Source organism: Natronoarchaeum rubrum (assembly GCF_024494695.1).
In genome coordinates this window covers 531801-547002 of the sequence record NZ_JANHDP010000003.1, presented here as the reverse complement: position 1 = coordinate 547002, position 15202 = coordinate 531801, and the positions used below count along the sequence as shown (strand labels likewise).

17 protein-coding genes and 1 pseudogene are annotated in these 15202 nt (G+C 64.1%); 8 read left to right on the top strand and 10 right to left on the bottom strand.

Annotated elements, in window-relative coordinates; genetic code table 11:
• Window positions 1-436: 436 nt before the first annotated feature.
• From gcvPA to nikR, 3 genes are read left to right on the top strand one after another with little or no spacing between them, the layout of a single operon-like run.
• Window positions 437-1780 carry an aminomethyl-transferring glycine dehydrogenase subunit GcvPA gene (gene gcvPA / locus NO931_RS10430; protein WP_256392272.1) on the top strand — a complete coding sequence of 448 codons (1344 nt, stop codon included), beginning with the start codon at window positions 437-439 and terminating at the stop codon, window positions 1778-1780.
• Window positions 1777-3297: an aminomethyl-transferring glycine dehydrogenase subunit GcvPB gene (gene gcvPB / locus NO931_RS10425; protein ID WP_256392271.1), complete on the top strand. Its 1521-nt coding sequence runs from the start codon at window positions 1777-1779 to the stop codon at window positions 3295-3297. Before gcvPA ends, gcvPB begins: the two co-directional genes overlap by 4 nt.
• Window positions 3298-3354: 57 nt before the next feature.
• Window positions 3355-3777, top strand: a complete 423-nt coding sequence (nikR, locus tag NO931_RS10420) for a nickel-responsive transcriptional regulator NikR (RefSeq protein ID WP_256392270.1) — start codon at window positions 3355-3357, stop codon at window positions 3775-3777.
• Here nikR and NO931_RS10415 read toward each other — a convergent pair whose 3' ends face one another.
• The 5 genes from NO931_RS10415 to arsD all read right to left on the bottom strand — a co-directional run bounded on the left by NO931_RS10415 (window position 3778) and on the right by arsD (window position 7170).
• A complete protein-coding gene (locus NO931_RS10415; protein WP_256392269.1) occupies window positions 3778-3942 on the bottom strand; it encodes a DUF7838 family putative zinc beta-ribbon protein in 165 nt (54 codons plus the stop codon).
• Between the two features lie 416 nt (window positions 3943-4358).
• The gene (hcsS, locus tag NO931_RS10410) at window positions 4359-4550 is read right to left on the bottom strand and encodes a halo-CC-star protein HcsS (protein ID WP_144928123.1); all 192 of its coding nucleotides are present in this window, start codon (window positions 4548-4550) and stop codon (window positions 4359-4361) included.
• Window positions 4541-4909, bottom strand: a complete 369-nt coding sequence (gene hcsL, locus NO931_RS10405) for a halo-CC-star protein HcsL (RefSeq protein ID WP_256392268.1) — start codon at window positions 4907-4909, stop codon at window positions 4541-4543. The genes hcsS and hcsL overlap by 10 nt, the downstream gene beginning before the upstream one ends.
• Window positions 4906-6837, bottom strand: coding sequence for an arsenical pump-driving ATPase (gene arsA, locus NO931_RS10400; RefSeq protein WP_256392267.1), 1932 nt, complete (start codon window positions 6835-6837; stop codon window positions 4906-4908). Before arsA ends, hcsL begins: the two co-directional genes overlap by 4 nt.
• A 3-nt stretch (window positions 6838-6840) precedes the next feature.
• Window positions 6841-7170 (bottom strand): arsenite efflux transporter metallochaperone ArsD, encoded by a 330-nt coding sequence (arsD, locus tag NO931_RS10395; RefSeq protein WP_256392266.1) that lies wholly within the window; start codon window positions 7168-7170, stop codon window positions 6841-6843.
• Between the two features lie 325 nt (window positions 7171-7495).
• On the opposite strand from arsD, the gene NO931_RS10390 reads away from it, so the two are divergent.
• Together NO931_RS10390 and NO931_RS10385 are read left to right on the top strand one after the other, a co-directional pair.
• Window positions 7496-7888 (top strand): ArsR/SmtB family transcription factor, encoded by a 393-nt coding sequence (locus tag NO931_RS10390; RefSeq protein WP_144928111.1) that lies wholly within the window; start codon window positions 7496-7498, stop codon window positions 7886-7888.
• Window positions 7889-8059: 171 nt separating this feature from the next.
• A complete protein-coding gene (locus NO931_RS10385) occupies window positions 8060-8491 on the top strand; it encodes a low molecular weight phosphatase family protein (RefSeq protein WP_144928108.1) in 432 nt (143 codons plus the stop codon).
• A gap of 74 nt (window positions 8492-8565) precedes the next feature.
• Here NO931_RS10385 and NO931_RS10380 read toward each other — a convergent pair whose 3' ends face one another.
• The 3 genes and pseudogenes from NO931_RS10380 to NO931_RS20845 form a co-directional block, all read right to left on the bottom strand.
• Window positions 8566-9408: an arsenite methyltransferase gene (locus NO931_RS10380; protein WP_256392265.1), complete on the bottom strand. Its 843-nt coding sequence runs from the start codon at window positions 9406-9408 to the stop codon at window positions 8566-8568.
• On the bottom strand, window positions 9401-9760 hold the full coding sequence (locus NO931_RS10375) for an ArsR/SmtB family transcription factor (protein WP_256392264.1): 360 nt from the start codon (window positions 9758-9760) through the stop codon (window positions 9401-9403). Before NO931_RS10375 ends, NO931_RS10380 begins: the two co-directional genes overlap by 8 nt.
• A gap of 353 nt (window positions 9761-10113) precedes the next feature.
• Window positions 10114-10236, bottom strand: a pseudogene (locus tag NO931_RS20845) (arsenic resistance protein); the annotation flags it as partial.
• Between the two features lie 52 nt (window positions 10237-10288).
• On the opposite strand from NO931_RS20845, the gene NO931_RS10370 reads away from it, so the two are divergent.
• The 3 genes from NO931_RS10370 to NO931_RS10360 all read left to right on the top strand — a co-directional run bounded on the left by NO931_RS10370 (window position 10289) and on the right by NO931_RS10360 (window position 12511).
• The gene (locus NO931_RS10370; RefSeq protein ID WP_256392262.1) at window positions 10289-10510 is read left to right on the top strand and encodes a hypothetical protein; all 222 of its coding nucleotides are present in this window, start codon (window positions 10289-10291) and stop codon (window positions 10508-10510) included.
• A 211-nt stretch (window positions 10511-10721) separates the two neighbouring features.
• On the top strand, window positions 10722-11909 hold the full coding sequence (locus NO931_RS10365) for an ABC transporter substrate-binding protein (RefSeq protein ID WP_256392261.1): 1188 nt from the start codon (window positions 10722-10724) through the stop codon (window positions 11907-11909).
• Between the two features lie 68 nt (window positions 11910-11977).
• Complete coding sequence (locus NO931_RS10360; protein ID WP_256392260.1) at window positions 11978-12511, top strand: cob(I)yrinic acid a,c-diamide adenosyltransferase; 534 nt, start codon at window positions 11978-11980, stop codon at window positions 12509-12511.
• On the opposite strand, the gene NO931_RS10355 is transcribed toward NO931_RS10360, so the two are convergent.
• Window positions 12508-14241, bottom strand: coding sequence for an adenine deaminase C-terminal domain-containing protein (locus NO931_RS10355; RefSeq protein WP_256392259.1), 1734 nt, complete (start codon window positions 14239-14241; stop codon window positions 12508-12510). The two genes, NO931_RS10360 and NO931_RS10355, sit on opposite strands and share 4 nt — an antisense overlap.
• Window positions 14238-15194: an MBL fold metallo-hydrolase gene (locus tag NO931_RS10350; RefSeq protein WP_256392258.1), complete on the bottom strand. Its 957-nt coding sequence runs from the start codon at window positions 15192-15194 to the stop codon at window positions 14238-14240. Before NO931_RS10350 ends, NO931_RS10355 begins: the two co-directional genes overlap by 4 nt.
• Window positions 15195-15202: the final 8 nt, after the last annotated feature.

Genomic DNA, 15202 nt, shown 5'->3' with positions numbered 1-15202 from the left:
GAGTCGTCATTCTGTTGTTCGGATTGCGGAGAGGCCTCAGGAGAAGTCTGTGTATCGGTGTTCGGTCCGCTGTTGTCAGTTATGCTATTGCACCCTGCGATAGTCGCAGCAAGTGCGACTCCACTTGCGCGAAGAAACGCTTTCCGAGAGATGCCCGATGACATACAGATCGTACTGGCCGGGGAACTGACTTAGTCGATTGCCGAAATCGGCCACAGGTTAGGCACAAATTCATTCCAGTTCATGCAGAACGCCCGTTATTGACAGATGATAGTAAGTTGAGGTAACTACTGTGTCGCTCAGAGCGTCTGCATTGAGAGCGCCGGTCTCAACTACTGAGGTGCGCTCGAAAAACCGGGGTCCTGATATGCCCCTGGCGGCTACGTTCGGACGTGATAGACGCAGTCAGCATGCGACGGGCGACGGGGGGCCGCCCGTGACGCGCGAATCGGCAGGCGAGGACGGGAGCCCGTACGCTCCCCACGGCGAGTCCGAGACCGCGGCGATGCTGTCGGCCGTCGGCGTCGACTCCGCCGAGGAACTGTTCGACGTGCCCGAGTCGGTGCGCTTCGACGGCGAGTTCGGCATCGCAGCGCGCGGCGAGCGCGAGATTCGCGAGGAACTGCGCTCGACGCTCGGGCGGAACGACGATCTCGTCGAACTGCTCGGGCGGGGCCACTACGACCACTACGTCCCATCGCTGGTCGACCACCTCTCCCAGCGCTCGGAGTTCCTGACCTCCTACACGCAGTACCAGCCCGAGATCGCCCAGGGGTTCCTGCAGGTGCTGTTCGAGTACCAGTCGCTGTTCGTCGAGCTCACGGGGTTGGAGATCGTGAACTGCTCGATGTACGACGCCGCGACGGCGCTGGGCGAGGCGGCGACGCTGGCCGACCGGGTCCGCAGCGCGAGCGGCCACAGAGTGCTCGTCCCCGAGCAACTGCGCGCGGAGCGCCGGGACGTGCTGGCGAACTACGTCTCGGGAACCGATCTGACCGTCGGGACCTACTCGATGGACGACGGAAACGTCGACCGCGACGGTCTCGCCGACCGACTGGACGACGACGCGGTGCTGGTGTACGCCGAGACGCCGACGGTACGCGGCGCGATCGAGGAGGGGCTGTCCGAGATCGCCGATCTGGCCCACGAGAACGACGCGCTGTTCTGTCTGGGCTCGGATCCGATCGCGCTCTCGCTGCTCGAAGAGCCGGCGAGCGTCGGCGCCGACGTCGTGGTCGGCGACGCGAGCACCCTCGGGCTTCCGGCGAGCTACGGGATGGGGCTGGGCCTGTTCGCCACCCGCGAGGAGTACGTCCGACAGGTTCCCGGCCGACTCGTCGGCGCGAGCGACGACGCCGGCGGACGCCGCGCCTACACGCTCACGCTGCAGACCCGAGAACAGCACATCCGCAAGGAGCGGGCGACGAGCAACATCTGTACGAACCAGGCCTGGGTCGCGCTCCGGACCGCGATCCACGCCGCCTGGCTCGGTCCCTCGGGGCTCGTCGAGGAAGCCGAACGCGCCGTGACGAAGGCGCGCGACCTCGCGACCCGTCTCGACGCCGTTCCGGGCGTCGCGGCGCCGATCCACGATCGGCACCACTTCCGCGAGTTCGTCGCGCGCACCGACGCGCCGGCCGCCGAGGTGGCGTCAGACCTCGCAGACCGCGGGTTCGCGGTCCACGCCCTCGACGACGACCTCGTGCAAGTCTGTGCGACCGATCACGACGAGGCGACGCTCGACGAGTTCGTCGCCGCGGTCGAGGAGGTGCTCTCATGAAGTACGATCAAGCGCGCTGGACCAGAGACGACGAGGACGTGTACGAGCCGCTGCTCTCCGAGAAGGACGAGACGACCGTCGAGATCGGCGGTAGCGGGGACGGTGATGCCGAAGCTGAGGGCGCCGATTCACCGCTTCCAGACGACCTCACCCGGGACGAGCTGACGCTCCCCGAACTCTCCGAGCCCGAACTCGCGCGCCACTACACGCGACTCTCCCAGATGACCTACGGCGTCGACAGCGGGCCCTATCCCCTTGGGAGCTGCACGATGAAGTACAACCCCAAGTTCACCGAGGACGTCGCCGCGCTGGCCGACGCCGCCGTCCACCCTGACCGCCCCGAGCGGCGCCAGCAGGGCACGCTGGAGCTGCTCCACCGCCTGCAGGACTATCTCGGTCGCATCGGCGGGATGGACGCCGTCTCGCTGCAGCCGCCCGCCGGCGCCGCCGGCGAGTTCGCCGGCATCCTCGTCGCGCGCGCCTACCACGAGCACAACGGCGAGAGCCACCGCGACGAGGTGATCGTCCCCGAGAGCGCCCACGGAACCAACTTCGCCAGCGCGGCGCTGGCGGGCTACGACGTCGTCGAGCTGCCGGGCGGCGAGGACGGCCGCGTCGACCTCGACGCCCTGGAGGGTGCGCTGTCCGAAAACACGGCGGCGCTGATGCTCACGAATCCCAACACGCTCGGGCTGTTCGAGCGCGACATCGAGGAGATCGCCGAGGCGGTCCACGACGTCGGCGGGCTGCTCTACTACGACGGCGCGAACCTCAACGCCCTGCTCGGACGCGCTCGCCCAGGCGACATGGGCTTCGACATCATGCACTACAACGTCCACAAGACGTTCGCGACGCCACACGGCGGCGGCGGGCCGGGTGCCGGCCCCATCGGCGTCGCCGAGAAGCTCGCGCCGTTCCTTCCGGCGCCCCGCGTTCGGACGACCGAGATGGGCTACGAGCGCTTCGAGCCCGAACAGTCCGTCGGCAAGGTCCACGGGTTCGACGGCAACTGGCTCGTGCTCGTCAAGGCCTACGCCTACATCGCCCGGCTCGGCGACGACGGCCTCGCCGACGCCAGCGCGAAGGCCGTACTCAACGCCAACTACCTCGCCGAGCAGATCGATCTGGAGGTTCCCTACGGCCCGTTCCACCACGAGTTCGTCGCCAGCGCGGGCGATCGCGACGCCGCCGAAGTGGCGAAGCGCATGCTCGACTTCGGCGTCCACCCGCCGACGACGAAGTGGCCCGAAATCGTCCCCGAGGCGTTGATGACCGAACCGACCGAGGTCGAGAGCAAGGATTCGCTCGACCAACTCGCCGCGGCGTTCGACGCCGTGGCGGGCGAAGACACCGACGAGCAAAGCTCGTCGAGCCTTGCCTCGGCTTCGACTCGGCAGGACGCCGACGCGGCGACCGATGCGCCCCAGCGGACCGCAGCCCGGCGGATCGACCAGACCGCCGCCGCCAGGGACCTGCGGCTCTCCTGGCAGTCCCTGGGCGAATCAGAGGACGCGTAGGCGTCCCGCGACTGGCGGTTAGCAATTCTTAATAGTTCGAGCGCGGTCAGTTAACATATGACCGTCGTGAGCGTCTCGATGCCGGAGGAACTGCTCGAACGGATCGACGAATTCTCCGAGGATCACGGGTACACCGGCCGCAGCGAGGTGATCCGCGAGGCGTCGCGCAATCTGCTCGGCGAGTTCGAGGACCAGCGTCTGGAGGACAAGGAACTGATGGGCGTCGTCACGGTCGTCTTCGACTACGAGACGACCAGCGTCGAGGAGCGGATGATGCACCTGCGCCACGAGCACGAGGATCTCGTGGCGTCGAACTTCCACAGCCACGTCGGCGACCACTACTGCATGGAGCTGTTCATCTTGGAGGGGCGTCTGGAGGAGATTTCCGCGTTCGTCGGGAAGATCCGCGCGACCCAAGACACGCTGTCGGTCGATTACTCCGTGCTGCCGGTCGACGAGTTCTCGCAGGCGTTCGTGTAGTCAGGCCGTCGCGCTCGTGTCGACGGTGTCGTCGATCTTCACGAAGCCGTAGTTGCACTCGGGGCAGCGCCACTTCGTCTTCGTTCCGAGGTGGAGTTCCGTGCTGGCCGCGAGCCAGAACGTGTGTTCGGCCTCACACTGCGGACAGTACTGATCCAGTTCCATACGCGACAGTACCCGGCTCTCGGAATTTAACACTACTGTTTCTCGCGCTCTCCGAGCGGTCCCGCCCGTCGGCCGATTCGAGTGCCATTGCCGGAGCGCCAACAAGTAATAAATCATATGCTGATATATAAAATTCGTCAGTCGTGGATACCACAACCTCGGAGGATGAATTTGATGCGTGCCTTTTATCCGCTGTGGTTAGAACTCGATTTATGTCTGCTGATCGGCGCCACGTCCACACTCACCACTTTTTTGATGTACTCGACATCGATCATACCCTCTCCGTGTCATCGAAGAATTGGACACAGACACTTCTGCAATAGATGGATACTGACAGCTTGGATACTGACAGCTCACCCTCTATCAGCATCCGTCTACTGATATAAGAAAAATTGGAGTAGCCACCAGAGCTGCTGTTAGCAACAGTCGCTTCCGGCGTCGCAGACGGCGCCGTACTCGAGACCGATCTCGTCACTAATCGTTTCATTGCATTCGATCAACAGCGACTCGAACTCAGCCGCCGTCGCCTCCGACTGCGCCACATCGAGGTCCTCCCCGAGCGCCTCGGCGGCAGCCAGCACGTCTTCGTCGGACGAGCTCAACAGCACCCACCTCCGAGTGACTGCGCGAACTCCCGTCTGATCTGCTCGCTGACTACATCGTTCGTCTGCTTGAGCAGGGCGACGAGTTCCTCCTGCGCTGCCCGATGCTGTTGGATCGTCTCGTTGTTCGAGAGCTCAGTCTGGAGTTCCTGAAGATCGCTCATGACCGACGAGTCGAACTCGTCTCCTTGCAGCTGCTGTTGTTTTTGCTGGTACGTTTCGAGCAGTGACTGCGCTTCATCGTCGGCTTCGAGTTGCTCGCTTGCGTCCACGAACTGCTGGTAGGTCTCTGAGTCGCAGAGCGTCTCGGTGAACGCCTGCAACGACGCTTCGACGGCTGGCTCCTCCGATACAGCTTCGCTCACGACGCTGTCACCTCCTGTTCCGCCTCCTCGGTGACATCGTCCAGCCCGGTGATCTCTTCACCGAACGCGCGCAGTTCGTCCAGTCCGACTGGCTCGTCCTGACGCAGAGGGGCGAGCATCATCGGCACGTTGAACCGATCGCTGATCTCGCCGAGGTACTCCGCCTGCTGGGCGCGGCGGTTCTCGAAGAAGGCATTGTCGCCGTATTCCTCGGGGAGCAGGTAGTTCGCTACCACCAGCGAGGTTTCGATCCCGACTTGATCTTCGAGGTCTGCAGCGGCCCGGTAGGCCTCCATCATCGGGGTGTACTCGGGGTACATCACGAACGCGAACGTACTCTGTTCAGGGTCTTTCATCGTCTCGATGACCTCGTCGTACTGGTCGCCTTTCGCGGGGGCGGCGCCCTTCGTCAGCGACCCGAGGTCCATGAAGCCCTTCCAGTCAGAGGGAAGTTCGAGCAGTCGGAGCGTGTGCCCCGTGGGGGCGGTGTCGAAGACGACGACGTCGTAGCCGTCTTCGTCGAAGTAGCTCACGAACTTCTCGAGGGCGGCCATCTCTTCGGCGCACGGTGACTCCAGTTCCTCTTCGACGTTTGCGATCGCCGCGTCCACGTCGATCTGAGTGTCCTCTTTGTCCTCGTACATTCCGGTGACGTGGTCGAGGACCTGCGTGCGGTACTCTTCCAGCGCTTTCTCCTGGTCGATCCGCGCGGCGTCGAGGTTCGCCTGGCTGACCGAGGTCGGGTCGTGGCCGACCGGTTCGCCGAAGATGTCCTCGAGGTGGGCGGCCGGGTCGGTTGTGACGACGAGCGTTTCGTGGCCAGCTTCGGCGAGCTTCGTCGCCGCCGTCGAAGCGATCGTACTCTTGCCGACGCCGCCCTTCCCGGTGAAGAAGAGGTACCGTGTCTCGTCGCCCGGTTGCAGCTGATCGGCGACTGCCTCGGCGTCAGCCATCGACTCGAAGTCGACTGCGATTTCGGCGTCAATGTCAGTCGCCGTCCCGACATCGACGGTCGCCTCGTCGCCGTCGTACAGGACGCCGCCGACATCTGCGAGTAGGTCGAGCCCTGCGATCTCGCCCGGCTGGAGTGGGTACGTCGCCATCGCGTCGGCGCCGAACTCCGTCCGTGCGCGCTCGATAACGGCCTGCTCGTCTTCCCGCTTCCCCTCGAAGAACGGATCCTCACACACCGAACTGGGGAGATAGCCGTTGATGATCAGCAGTTGGGACTCGATCCCGAGGTCGCCGAGGTCGCTTGCACTGCGCTCGATCTCGTCGATCGAAGAGTCCTCGGGCTTGCCGACGAACGCGAATGAGGTTCGTTCGTCGTCCTGAAGCGTGTCGATGGCACGCTCGTAGTCCTGTTTGCGCTCCTCCATCGAGGCTGCCGGCCCGATGCAGGTCGAGCCGCCTTTCTCCAGTTCGGCGTTCCAGTCGGAGGGCAGCTCCATCAGACGGATGGTGTGTCCCGTGGGAGCGGTGTCGAAGACGACGACATCGTACTCCGGGCTGTCCATGAAGTCGACGAAGTTATCGAATGCGGCGATCTCCTCGACGCAGGGACTGTTCAACTGTTCTTCAACCGTCTCGATTTCGTCCTCACCGAGCAGTTCGCGCATCGGTTCGATCGTCTCTTGGCGGTACTCCTCGGCGGCAGTGTCCGGGTCGATCTCGATGGCCGAAAGGTTCTCGATGTCGTCGATCGCGGTGACCTCGTGGCCGATCTCTTGGCCGAAGATGTCCGAGAGATTCGGCGCAGGGTCGGTCGTCACCAGCAGCGTCTCGTAGTCGTTGTCGGCGAGCCAAGTTGCCGTCGCACAGCTCACGGTGCTCTTGCCGACGCCGCCTTTGCCGCTGAAGAAGACGAACTCGGTCTCATCACTCGTCGGCTCGACGACCGCTCGCGCGTCGGTGGGCGTTGTGCTCATGCGTTAGGCCTCCTGTGTCTGGGTAGTGGTTTCGAGTGCTGCCGCGAGTTCGTCGTACGAGAGGTACTCGGACTTGGCGACGATTTCGTCGTCGACGACGGTGATCGGCAGGATCGAGGGGCCGTGTTCCTCGACCAGATCGTAGATGCGCTGCGTTTCGAGGAACTGATCGATGTTGTGCTGCATGTTCGCCCGCGAGACGTCGACGTCCTCGAACTCCGCTTCGAGTTGATCGAGGGCGGCGCTGACTTCAACGAGCTCTTCGTCGGGGTCAGGACCACAGACGCCGGTGGAGCAACACATCGCCTCCTCGTACAGGGTGAGTTCAGTCATTGGTGAGAATAGATCGCTCGCTCAATTGTCTGGTCGACAATGCAGCTATCATGGATCACGGAGTGGACAGAGTTGCCTTGCATTCAGTTGAGCAGTTATTCAATCATGGTCATAAGCTCTTCGGCTCAGCGCGGACGTGGCCCAACGTGCGATTCAGAACATGTGCGGCGTTTAGGGCCTCAAAACACGTCAAAATAGAAGATTACTGCCAATGTATTTCTGGAGCCATCTTATAGAATCCTAAAATGATCGGATGTCAATCGAATGCGCGTGGCTCGCAGGTCGCTCCACAATGCTTAATCCACTATCTGCTCAATCGATGTGTATGTCATCGACTGAGCGGCTACAGCGGTATCTCGCCGACGAACGGGGTGGCTGTGGTGACGAGGAGGTCTCCCAGCGTCTGGCGGAACTCGAAGAGATTGATGCGGCCGCGGGTGGGCCAGCGCTGGACCAAGATGTCGGGCTGCTATCGGCGCTCGCGAACGAGACCCGGTACAAGATCGTTCGTATCCTCCACGTCGCTGGCGAGGAACTCTGCGTCTGCGAATTTGCGCCGTTACTCGATGTTAGCGACAGCGCGATCAGCCACGCCCTGTCCCAGCTCACCGATGCTGGACTCGTCACACGCCGTAAAGAGGGGAAGTGGCGAAAATATCGTGCGACAGCGCGCGCCAATGCTGTCCTCATCGCCCTCGATGGATCGCGGGAGCTATGACCAGTCGACGAGAGCGATCGGCGAGCTAGTTCTCACCGCTCCGTTGGAACCCGCTTCAGTGGTCAGTGTTTGAGAGTGGCTCCAGCTCTGACACGGCAGCTATTTGGTCCTATATAGGGCGAGATATTCCTCATATGAACCCTTAAGACGGCCTAAGAGAGGGTATTCCTCATGGGTACGGAATCGACGACGAAGTTGGGATTCGTGTGTGTCCAGAATGCCGGTCGCAGTCAAATGTCGGCAGCGTTCGCCGAACAAGAGCGTGACCAGCGAGAGCTAGGGGACAGCATCGAAATTCTCACAGGGGGGACACACCCGGCTGAGCACGTTCACGAGGAAGTCGTCACGGTCATGCGAGAGCGGGACCTCGATCTCTCCGACCGAACACCGCGGGAAGTCTCGACTGACGAGCTCGAATCGTGCGACATCGTCGCTACGATGGGTTGTTCGACGCTGGAACTGGACGCAGAAGATGTGGATGTTCGGGACTGGGCGCTAGACGATCCTCACGGACAAGATCTTGATACTGTCCGCGAGATTCGTGACGACGTGGAGCAACGCGTCGAGGCCCTATTTGACGAAGTCCATCAAGACGAACCGTAGCGCAGGCGCAACGAGGTCGTACACTCTCTGTAGGGGCTATTGAGTGGGCAGAACTGCCCACACCTGCTGATCAGTCAGGTGGGGTGCGCTGGTTTCCGGGCCTCGATAGTGGCAGAAACGAGATAGTCACTGAGATCGCGATCAGCGTCCCAATCGCTGATGAACTCGGTGCTCTCGTCTTTAGGGGCTATCTCGATCGCTTCGAAGCCGGCACTGTCGAGCATCGCTTCAAGGGAATCGACAGTCGACGCACCGGCGACACAGCCAGTTAGCGAGTCCGGGTCCATCTTGACGTCGTCGGGGAACGGGGCGGTTTGGACGACATCCGAGATGGCGACGCGGCCACCGGGCTTGAGAACGCGGTAGGCGTCGTCGAACACCCGTTGTTTTTCCGGAGCGAGGTTGACGACGCAGTTCGAGATGACGACGTCGACGGTCGCGTCTGCAACCGGCAGGTGACTGATCTCACCGAGGCGAAACTCGACGTTGACGGCGTCGTTCTTCGCAACGTTTTCCCTCGCTTTCGAGACCATCTCTGGTGTCATGTCGACGCCGATGACGTCGCCGTCCGGGCCGACCTCCTCTGCAGCGAGGAAGCAGTCGAAGCCCGCACCCGAGCCGAGGTCGAGCACTGTCTCGCCGGGCGTCATCTCGGCGAACGCCTTCGGATTTCCACACCCGAGGCCAAGGTCTGCGCCATCTGCGACCGACGCGACATCGTCGGCGTCGTAGCCAAGGCGTTCGCTCCCGGTCGCGTCCGCGTTGCCCTCACAGCACCCATCGTCGTCGGTGGTATCGATGCCGACATCGCCACAGCAGTCCTGACTGTCCGAAGCGATAGTCCCGTAGCGTTCGCGCACCATCTCGCGGGTCTCCTCGGGGTCACGGTCACCGGCCGCCGTAGTATCGTTACTCATGGGCACCTCGCAGCTCGTCGAGGGTTTCGAGAAGGGCCGCGGTCGTTTCAGTCGGTTCGTAGTACCGCCAGGACCCCTCTTTGCGGCGCGTGACAAGTCCTGCGGTGTACAAGCGGGAGAGCGCTTGGCTGACGGCGCTCTGACTGACGCCGACGGCGGCTTCGAGATCACAGACGCAGACGCCGTCATCGGCGTTCGAGATTCGGCGAAGCAGCTCGTATCGTGTGTCGTTCCCCATCGCGGTCAGTACTTGGAGGTCTGTCGCCATCGCGTCCGAGTCGACGTCTCCGGGCGGTGTGCAGCAGGTCTCGGCCCCTCCCGTGGCCCCATCCGTGATCGCATCCTCTGTCATATCAGCACTAGCTTATACAAGTGAGCACTAATATGTTTCCCTCGACGAGCCCCTCGAAACTCTGGAATCAAGTTGAACCCTGGGTACAGCGGTACCATCACCGATCTGAATCAGAATCGGTGCGGTAGAAAGAGAATACGTCGGTGAAGTTCCCTGAGGTAAAAACGACGTTCAAGATCGTGTGGGCTGAACGCGTATGCATTGAGAGTACCAGTCTCAACTTCTGGTCGCGTCAACTTCTCACAGTGTTGGCAATTGGTCCAGACCTTTCCAGTCGCCGCTTCCCTTCGTTCGACGATTTCGCTGTGCTTCGGAACGAACGCAGTATCGGCTTCGTTACATTCTGTGAGCGCTTAATCGCCTCGTACCCTGTCGAAAAGTGGAATCGGCGTTGGGCGCTCCGGGAGAAGCCATGCTGGAACCACCCGTGTCAGAACGACCATCCCCGTCAGTTCGACGAGCGTCTGGGGAAGGAGCTTATTAGCTACCTCAGGAAACGCTTTCCGTCGTCCATCTCATAGAACGAGTATGTCCACGACTATCGCCACTCCCCACGCGGACGAGACGTGCGTGTACTGTGATTCGTTTATTTTCGACCACGACCCCATCTGTGTCCGTGACTGTGTGGACGACTGTGGGTCGCCTGCATACTTCTGTAACTACGCTTGTCTGTCGACCTACATCGACGAAAACGACCTTACGACAGGCAATGCATGTAAGTGGACGCCAGAACGGGACGGCTGCTGCTAATCGAATACACTGTTAGATACGCGGACGTATCGACCGGTTAGTTCGACCACGATTCAACAGAAAAGAAGGCACGCATCAAATCCATCCTCCGAGATTGTGTGGATAAGCGTGTCTCGCACCGGTCGGACCGGAGTGGCTGTACTGCACCGGTCGGTCTCCCGCATTGAGCGCAAACACAAGTCTTTTAGATGTTTTAGGCGTGCCTAAACACATGCACGACGCGACGACCGGTGACGGCTGGACGCGGCGGAATTACCTTCGATCTCTGGGCGTGCTGGCCGGCAGCGCCTCGCTGGCCGGCTGTCTCGGCGAAACGCCCGGATCGGAGTCCTCGGAAGGTTCCTACTCGGTGTCGATGGCGCCGATGGGCGAGGTCGAGTTCGACGCTCCACCCGAGAGCGTGTTCACGATCTACCCGCAGTACGCCGACATGGCCGTGGCGCTCGGCCACAGCGGCGCGATCGAGTCGATGTTCGCCACCGAGATGGCCGAGACGACGATGAGCCACTACTACGACCACCTGGAGGGCGTCGACTACGAGTGGGGCGACCTCCTGAACCCGCTGGACGGCAGCTTCAGTCCCGAGACGGTCTACACGACCGCCGCCGACGTTCATCTGGCGGACCCCGCCTGGGTGAGCACCCAGAGCAACTGGGACCAGTCGCGCATCGACGAGATCCGAAACCAGCAGGGTCCCTGGTTCGGCAACTTCTACAGCGGTACGAACGCACAACCGCCCGAGGGATACCGCGACCAGTACGAGTACTACGGCCTCTGGGAGCTGTTCGCGAAGGTCGCAGCCGTGTTCGACGAGTCCGAGCGCTATCGGGCGATCAAGTCGATCCGCGACGACGCCGTCGCGACGATCGAGGAGAATCTCCCGCCCGAGGAGGAACGTCCGACCGCGGTGCGGGTCACGTACAGCGCCCAGAACGATCAGTTCTTCACCTACCACCTGAACAAGCCGGGGTACTGGCTGGCCGACACGCGCCCGCTCGGCGCGACCGACGCGTTCGCCGATCAAGACTGGGAGCAGCTGTGGGGTACCGTCGACTACGAAACCATGCTGGAAGCCGATCCGGACGTTATCTTGCACCTCTGGGGACTGACGCCCCGCCACGACATGACTCAGGTGCGCAACCAGCTGGATAGCGAGGCGTCGGGCCAGAAGCTCTCCGCCGTGCAGAACGACCGCGTGTACGCCGCCGGGATGCGCTATCAGGGCCCGATCATGAACCTGTTCCAGCTGGAGATGGGCGCCAAGCAGCTCTACCCCGAGCAGTTCGGCGAGTGGCCCGGTACGCCCGACGGCGGCGCTTCCTACCCCGAGATTCCCGAGGACGAGCGGCTGTTCGATCGGCAGGAACTGGCGAACGCGATCACCGGCTCGGGCGAGTAGCGGATTCCGAGCGGACAGCGAACATCGTCCCGGGGAGAACTAAGGTGGTCCGCTCCGTGGGTCCGGACATGAAGATCTACACCGGCCGCGGCGACGAGGGGATGACCGATCTCCGGGACATGTCCCGCGTCTCGAAGACCAGCGCGCGGATCGAGGCCTACGGCACGGTCGACGAACTGAACGCGCTGCTCGGAACGGTCCGACCGACCGGTCACGACGACGTCGACGACCACCTCGCCGCGATCCAGAATCACCTCCACGTCGCGCAGGCCGACCTCGCCAACCCCGACCCCGACGAGGACGATCCCGTCGTGCGCGACGACCACACCGACGAGCTGGAGGCGATGATCGACTCCTTCGACGACGAACTCGACCCCTTAGAGCAGTTCATCCTGCCGAGCGGGAGCGAGAAGGGATCGCGGCTTCACCACGCCAGAACGGTGTGTCGGCGCGCCGAGCGCCGGACCGTCGCGCTCGCGGCCGACCAGACGATCAACGGCGAGGCCGTCCAGTATCTGAACCGGCTCTCCGACGCGCTGTTCGTGCTCGCACGCGCCGTGAACAAGCGCGACGGCGTCCGCGAGGAAAATCCGGAATACTAGTCGGGATCGAGGCCGACCAGCTCCCGGCGCACGACGTCGGCGTACCCCGAGGTCGTCAGCTTCATCGTCGGGACGCCGACGAACGGCAGCGACGCCAGCGAGACCAGCGGCCGCTCGACGCCGACGCCCAGCGAGCGCACCGCGTTCTCGGCGGCGTCGAGCAGCTTCGCGGTCTCTTCAACCTCCAGATCAGCAGCACAGCCGGCGACCCGGTAGGGAAGTTCGGCGATCACGTCGCCGTCGCGGACCACCGCCCAGCCGCCGCCGAGCTCGTTGACTCGTTCGACTGCGGCGCGGAGATCGGCGTCGTCGGCGCCGACCGCGAGCACGCCGGTGGCCTCCATCGTCATGCTCGTCGCGACGCCGCCGCGCTCGATGCCGTACCCCGTCAGAAATCCGGTGAAGCCCGAGCCGTCGGCGTCGGGATGGCGATCGAGCAGCGCGACCTTGGCGACGTCGCGCTCGGGCGCGGCGCGGAGTTCGCCATCTACTTCTGCGGGTTCGACCGTCGTCTCGTGGGAGAGCAGTCCCTCGCCCAGTTGAATTGCGCGCACGTGGCCCTCGGCGTCGGCGGCGTCGGCCGGGACGCGGAACGCGTCGGGATCGGTCCGCACGTCGACGGCGTCGTAGAACCGGTCGGGGTACTCGTGGCTTCGGGGCGCGACGCGGACCTCGTTGTTGTGGACGACGACCTCGCCGCCGCTGATCACCGTGGTCACGTTGACCGATTCGAGGTCGTCGACGAGCAGCACGTCCGCGGCGTTGCCCGGCGCGAGGCTCCCGCGGTCGTCGAGCCCGAAGTGTCGCGCGGGGTTGAGCGTCGCCATCCGGATCGCGTCCGCGGGGTCGACGCCCGCCTCGATCGTCCGCCGGACGACGGCGTCCATCAGCCCCTCGTCGAGCAGTTTCCGGGGCCACATCCCGTCGGTCGAGAGCGATAGCTCCGCGGCGCCGACGCGGTCGACCGCGCCGGCGACCGCCTCGACGTCGTCCCGGATCGAGCCGTACCGGCCGATCGCGTGGATGCCGCGCTCGACGCGCTCGACGATGCCGTCGGCGGTGATCGCCTCGTGGTCGTTGTCCACGACGCCCGCGAACGCCGAGAGCTTGGCGCCGTCGCAGCCCGCGCCGTGGCCGCAGCTGCGCTTGCCTTCCCTCTCGGCGCGCTCGTGGAGCCGCTCGATCGGCGAGTCGCGCCCGACGACGTGGATCCAGTCGGTCTCGCCGACGCCGACGATCCGGTCGTCCGCGAGCAACTCGGCGAGCGCCTCGGCCTCGTCCTCGTCGGCGCGGGGCTCCTCGAACGTGTCCGCGAGGGGCTGGGGCGGAACGGTCGCCTTCACTGTGATCGGCAGGTACGACGTGGCCGCGAGCAGCGCCTCGACGCCCTCGGCGCCGAACGCGCCGCCCAGCCCGGAGGTTTCGGTGACGACGGTCGTCGTGCCGCCCTCCAGCGCGTAGTGATAGGCGTTTTCCAGCGTCTGAACCGTGTCGACGTGCGTGTGGGCGTCGATGAAGCCCGGCAGCACGGCCCGGCCGTCGGCGTCGATCACGCGGGTGTTCTCGCCGATCACGTCGTCCGCGTCGTCGGGGAGCGCGGCAACCTCGTTGTCGCAGATCGCGACGTCGAGCGCGCGGAACTCGCCGGTCTCGGGGAGGAACACCCGCCCGCCGGTGATCACGAGATCCGCGGGCGCCTCGCCGAGCGCGACGGCTTGCGTGCGCTTCATGCTCCCGTCGCCTCGTAGCGAACGAGCCCGTCGTCGCCCTCGGTCGGCGTCACGTCGCCTCGCGCTTCGAGCACGTCGAGGTGGCCGATCGCCTCGCTCATCGCCGGGAAGTACTCGGTCGCGGGCAGGTCGTCGAACAGCCCCTCCATCACGTCCATCGCGGTGGCGGGTTCCTCGACGAGCGCGCGGACGTTGTCCGTGCGGTCCTCGTGGGCGGCCAGCATCTCGTCGATTCTCTCGCCGGGCGCCTCGATCCGCTCGCCGTGGCCGGGCAGGATCTCGTCGAGCCCGCGGTCGCGGAGTTCGGCCAGCGAGTCGTTGTACGCCGGCAACATGCGCGGGCGCTCCCCGCCGGGCTCGGCCGGCGGCTGCAAGAGCGGGTTCGGCGTCACGTCGCCGAGCACGTGATCGCCGACGATCGCTCGGTCCCGGCCGGCTGCCTCGTACGTGAAGATGAGCTCGCCCGGCGCGTGGCCCTCGACGGCTTCGACCGTCACGTCCAGATCGGCGATCTCCAGCACGTCGCCGTCCGCGAGCGTGGCGTCGACCTCGCAGTCCGGCGCGTAGGGGAGATAGGCCTCCGGCAGTTCGACGACGGTGCTGGCGGTCGAACGGGACATCCCGTGAGCGACGAAGAAGTCCTCGAAGAAGGACTGCTCGTAGTCGAGTCGGTCGCCGAACGCCCGGATGATCTCGGCTGTTGCGGGTGCGGCGAGAATCTCCACCCCGGCCTCGCGGAGCCGCCGCGCGGCGCCGAAGTGATCGGGGTGGGGGTGGGTGATCAGCGCGCGATCGAGGTCGCCCGGTTCCAGATCGTGGTCGGCGAGCCCCGCCGCGAGAGCCTCCCAGGACTCCTCGCTGTCGGGCCCTGGGTCGATTATCGTCCGCCCGGCGAGGTAGGCGTTGACCGGGCCGACCTGGAACGGCGTCGGGATCGAGAGCCGGCTGAACATTCGTGGTC

Excerpts from the sequence above, each read along its gene's own strand:
- gcvPB (WP_256392271.1), top strand. The coding sequence starts at position 1,777 with ATGAAGTACGATCAAGCGCGCTGGACCAGAGACGACGAGGACGTGTAC.
- nikR (WP_256392270.1), top strand. The coding sequence starts at position 3,355 with ATGACCGTCGTGAGCGTCTCGATGCCGGAGGAACTGCTCGAACGGATC.
- NO931_RS10415 (WP_256392269.1), bottom strand. The coding sequence starts at position 3,942 with ATGGAACTGGATCAGTACTGTCCGCAGTGTGAGGCCGAACACACGTTC.
- arsA (WP_256392267.1), bottom strand. The coding sequence starts at position 6,837 with ATGAGCACAACGCCCACCGACGCGCGAGCGGTCGTCGAGCCGACGAGT.
- arsD (WP_256392266.1), bottom strand. The coding sequence starts at position 7,170 with ATGACTGAACTCACCCTGTACGAGGAGGCGATGTGTTGCTCCACCGGC.
- NO931_RS10390 (WP_144928111.1), top strand. The coding sequence starts at position 7,496 with ATGTCATCGACTGAGCGGCTACAGCGGTATCTCGCCGACGAACGGGGT.
- NO931_RS10385 (WP_144928108.1), top strand. The coding sequence starts at position 8,060 with ATGGGTACGGAATCGACGACGAAGTTGGGATTCGTGTGTGTCCAGAAT.
- NO931_RS10380 (WP_256392265.1), bottom strand. The coding sequence starts at position 9,408 with ATGAGTAACGATACTACGGCGGCCGGTGACCGTGACCCCGAGGAGACC.
- NO931_RS10375 (WP_256392264.1), bottom strand. The coding sequence starts at position 9,760 with ATGACAGAGGATGCGATCACGGATGGGGCCACGGGAGGGGCCGAGACC.
- NO931_RS10370 (WP_256392262.1), top strand. The coding sequence starts at position 10,289 with ATGTCCACGACTATCGCCACTCCCCACGCGGACGAGACGTGCGTGTAC.
- NO931_RS10365 (WP_256392261.1), top strand. The coding sequence starts at position 10,722 with ATGCACGACGCGACGACCGGTGACGGCTGGACGCGGCGGAATTACCTT.
- NO931_RS10360 (WP_256392260.1), top strand. The coding sequence starts at position 11,978 with ATGAAGATCTACACCGGCCGCGGCGACGAGGGGATGACCGATCTCCGG.
- NO931_RS10355 (WP_256392259.1), bottom strand. The coding sequence starts at position 14,241 with ATGAAGCGCACGCAAGCCGTCGCGCTCGGCGAGGCGCCCGCGGATCTC.
- NO931_RS10350 (WP_256392258.1), bottom strand. The coding sequence starts at position 15,194 with ATGTTCAGCCGGCTCTCGATCCCGACGCCGTTCCAGGTCGGCCCGGTC.